This window comes from Cobetia sp., from assembly GCF_983723665.1.
This window is the reverse complement of the sequence record NZ_CFDJES010000215.1, coordinates 1-3,336: the sequence shown is the minus strand read 5'-3', so window position 1 is coordinate 3,336 and position 3,336 is coordinate 1. Positions and strand designations below refer to the sequence as shown.

2 protein-coding genes and 1 tRNA gene are annotated in these 3,336 nt (G+C 62.7%); all 3 read right to left on the bottom strand.

The window, feature by feature from the left end; translation table 11 throughout:
* Nucleotides 1-175: 175 nt before the first annotated feature.
* The 3 genes from AC4FAH_RS13995 to uvrC all read right to left on the bottom strand — a co-directional run bounded on the left by AC4FAH_RS13995 (nucleotide 176) and on the right by uvrC (nucleotide 3,211).
* Nucleotides 176-250, bottom strand: a tRNA-Gly gene (locus tag AC4FAH_RS13995).
* 156 nt (nucleotides 251-406) lie between these two features.
* Nucleotides 407-955, bottom strand: a complete 549-nt coding sequence (pgsA, locus tag AC4FAH_RS13990; protein ID WP_043331361.1) for a CDP-diacylglycerol--glycerol-3-phosphate 3-phosphatidyltransferase — start codon at nucleotides 953-955, stop codon at nucleotides 407-409.
* 249 nt (nucleotides 956-1,204) lie between these two features.
* Complete coding sequence (uvrC, locus tag AC4FAH_RS13985) at nucleotides 1,205-3,211, bottom strand: excinuclease ABC subunit UvrC (protein WP_153636949.1); 2,007 nt, start codon at nucleotides 3,209-3,211, stop codon at nucleotides 1,205-1,207.
* Between the last annotated feature and the right edge of the window lie 125 nt (nucleotides 3,212-3,336).

The following is a 3,336-nucleotide window of genomic DNA, read 5'->3' as shown; positions in this document are numbered from 1 at the left end:
GTCGGAATCGAACCGGCGTACACGGAGTTGCAGTCCGCTGCATGACCACTCTGCCATCCAGCCTCAATGATCGAGATGTCAGTCGAAACTGATGTCTGATCCGAGGAGTATCCACTGATGCTGCTGCAGATACATGAGTCAGTAAATCAGGTGAATGTTGCGCTACCTGTGTTACTGGAGCGGGAAACGAGATTCGAACTCGCGACCCCAACCTTGGCAAGGTTGTGCTCTACCACTGAGCTATTCCCGCTGAACTCGAGGTCGAATTATACGGATAATTCCCATGCTGTCAAACAGTTAATGAAAAATTGTCTCGCGAGTCAGGTCACTGGAAACGAAAACGCCCACCGGCCACAGGGGCGGTGGGCGTTGAGGCATTCGCAGCGTCTCGTGGCTGAACGGGGTGTCAGACCGAGCGCACCAGTTCCGGCCAGGCGGCACGCAGATAGCTGATCATCGACCACAGCGTCAGCGCTGCCGAGATATACAGCAGGGCCAGGCCGGCATCCCCCCCGACACTGCCCGGAGCGAAGAACAGCAGCATGAACAGGGCCAGCATCTGGGCAGCCGTCTTCAGCTTGCCGACCCAGGACACCGCGACGCTGCCGCGCTTGCCGATCTCGGCCATCCACTCACGCAGCGCCGAGATGACGATCTCGCGACCGATGATGACCAGGCTCGGGATGGTCATCCACAGGCTGTCGTAGCGTTCGATCAGCAGGCCCAGTGCCACCGCGACCATCAGCTTGTCGGCGACGGGGTCCAGGAAGGCGCCGAAGGGCGTGGTCTGATTCCACAGGCGGGCCAGATAGCCATCGAACCAGTCGGTGATGGCGGCCAGTGCGAAGAGCAGCGCCGTCAACGGCAGGCTCCATGCATAAGGCAGATAGAAACATACCACCAGCAGCGGAATGAACAGGATGCGGATCAGAGTCAGGATATTGGGGATGCTCATCGTGACGGCACGAGTCCTTGCATGAAGCGTAGGTGGCTGGGCGCAATCGAGGGCGAGTCGAGACCCTGAAGAAAGCCGATCGATTGGCGCCGCACAAGTCGTCTATTCTAGCCTGCCGGCGGCGCATTCAGCCATGCCAAACGGCAGGTTATTCAAGCCAACGCTCTGTCACTCTTCCTTGAGCGTTGAGTCGATGGTGCCAGAGGCAGCCATGTCGTGCACGGGGGCAGCCATGCAGCGCCTGGTGGATCAGCCATGCAGCGCCTGATGGATCAGCTCGGCGAGCGATTCGCTGATGCCGGGCACGCGCGCCAGTTCCGGCTTGGAGGCCTGTTTCACCCCCTGCAGGCCGCCGAAGAACTTGAGTAGCTCGCGGCGCCGCTTGGGGCCGACTCCCGCGATGCCCTCCAGGCTTGAGGTGCGCCGCGCCTTGTCACGCTTGGCGCGGTGACCGGCGATGGCGAAGCGGTGCGATTCATCGCGCACATGCTGGATCAAGTGCAGCGCCGGTGAGTGGCTGTCGAGGTCCAGGGTGTCGTGCACCGTCTCGATGAACAGCGTCTCGAGCCCTGCCTTGCGCGTGGTGCCCTTGGCTACCCCGAGCAGGATGATATCGGTCACGCCGAGTGACTCGAACACCCCGCGCGCCATGTTGAGCTGCCCCTTGCCGCCATCGACCAGCAGGATGTCCGGGCGCTTGCCTTCGCCTTCCTGCAGGCGCTTGAAGCGCCGCGTCAGTGCCTGTTGCATGGCGGCGTAGTCATCGCCGGCCGTCACGCCTTCGATATTGAAGCGCCGGTAATCCGACTTGATCGGCCCGTCATGATCGAAGACCACGCAGCTGGCCACGGTCGCCTCGCCATGACTGTGGGAAATATCGAAGCATTCCAGGCGCTTGGGTACCTCATCGAGTCCCAGCGCATCGCGCAGCGACAGGAAGCGGTTGGACAGCTGCTGGCGGCTGGCCAGCTGGGTGGCCAGATGTTGCTCGGCGTTGGTCTGCGCCAATGTCAGCCACTGGGCGCGATGGCCGCGCACCTGATGCGCGACCCGTACCCGCCGCTCGGCCTTCTCGCTCAAGGCGCCTTCCAGCAGGTTGGCGTCATCGAGGGCCAGCGAGGTCAGCACCTCATCGGGCATCTCCCTGTCCTGGCCGAGATAGTACTGGCTGACGAAGCTGGTCAGCAGCTCGCTACTGGTCAGGTCCAGGCCATTGCCGGGCGAGAAGTGGCGCGCACCGAGCATGCGACCCTGACGGACCGAGACCACGCTGATGCAGAGCCCGCCGGGGCGCTCGGCCAGCGCCAGGATGTCGGCGTTGCCGGTGCCGGTGTCGACGTATTGCTTCTCCTGCATGCGGCGCAGCTGGGCGACCTGATCACGCAGGCGGGCCGCTTCCTCGAATTCCAGCCTCATGGCCGCGTCTTCCATCGCCTGGCTGAGCTCGTCGGTGACCTTGTCGCTCTGGCCGTTCAGGCACATCACCGCATGTTCCATGTCGCGGCGATAATCCTGCTTGCTGATGTAGTCGACACACGGCGCGGTGCAGCGGTTGATCTGATATTGCAGGCACGGGCGATCGCGGTGGGCGAACACCGAATCCTCGCAATTGCGCAGGCGGAAGATCTTCTGCATCAGGGTCAGTGATTCGCGTACCGCAACGCTGCTCGGGTAGGGGCCGAAATAGCGTCCGTCATTGCGCTTGTGGCGCACGCGCTTGAACTCCAGCGCCGGATAGTCGTGATGCTGGCTGATGAAGACGTAAGGGTAGGATTTGTCGTCACGCAGCAGGATGTTGTAGGGCGGGCGCAGCTCCTTGATCAGGGTCTGCTCCAGCAGCAGGGCCTCGGTCTCGCTGCGCGTGATGGTGACCTGCACATCGGCGATGCGCCCGACCAGCGCCTGGGTCTTGGCATTCAGGCCGGTATTGCGAAAATAGCTGGAGAGGCGCGCCTTGAGGCGCTTGGCCTTGCCCACGTACAGCACGTCACCGGCGCTATCCAGCATGCGATAGATACCGGGCGCGTCGCTGACATGCTTGAGGAAATGGCGGGCATCGAAGCCAGTCGCCTCGCTGCCCTGCAGCAGATCACTGCTCGCGTCACTGGTGATCAGGCGGCTGGAGACACGCGCGGCGTCGCTGCGTGCGCGGCTGTCAGCCTGCGCGCTCGCTGAGGACGTAGGTTGGGCATCAGGCTGGCTGGCGGTGCCTGCCGGCTCCTCATTCTCGGGCGACTGAGAAGTGGTGTCCGTCATCGTGGGATCAGTGTGCTGCTTGGCCATGAGGTTCCTCGTCCAGAGATGCCTCGAGTCTATCAAACAAGGGCGATTGCTCGCAGGCATGGGGGCAACAGGGCCATGCTGCAATGCCTGCTGTCATG

What these genes read in the sequence shown, in the direction of transcription:
- pgsA (WP_043331361.1), bottom strand. Translation starts at nt 955, where the DNA reads ATGAGCATCCCCAATATCCTGACTCTGATCCGCATCCTGTTCATTCCG.
- uvrC (WP_153636949.1), bottom strand. Translation starts at nt 3,211, where the DNA reads ATGACGGACACCACTTCTCAGTCGCCCGAGAATGAGGAGCCGGCAGGC.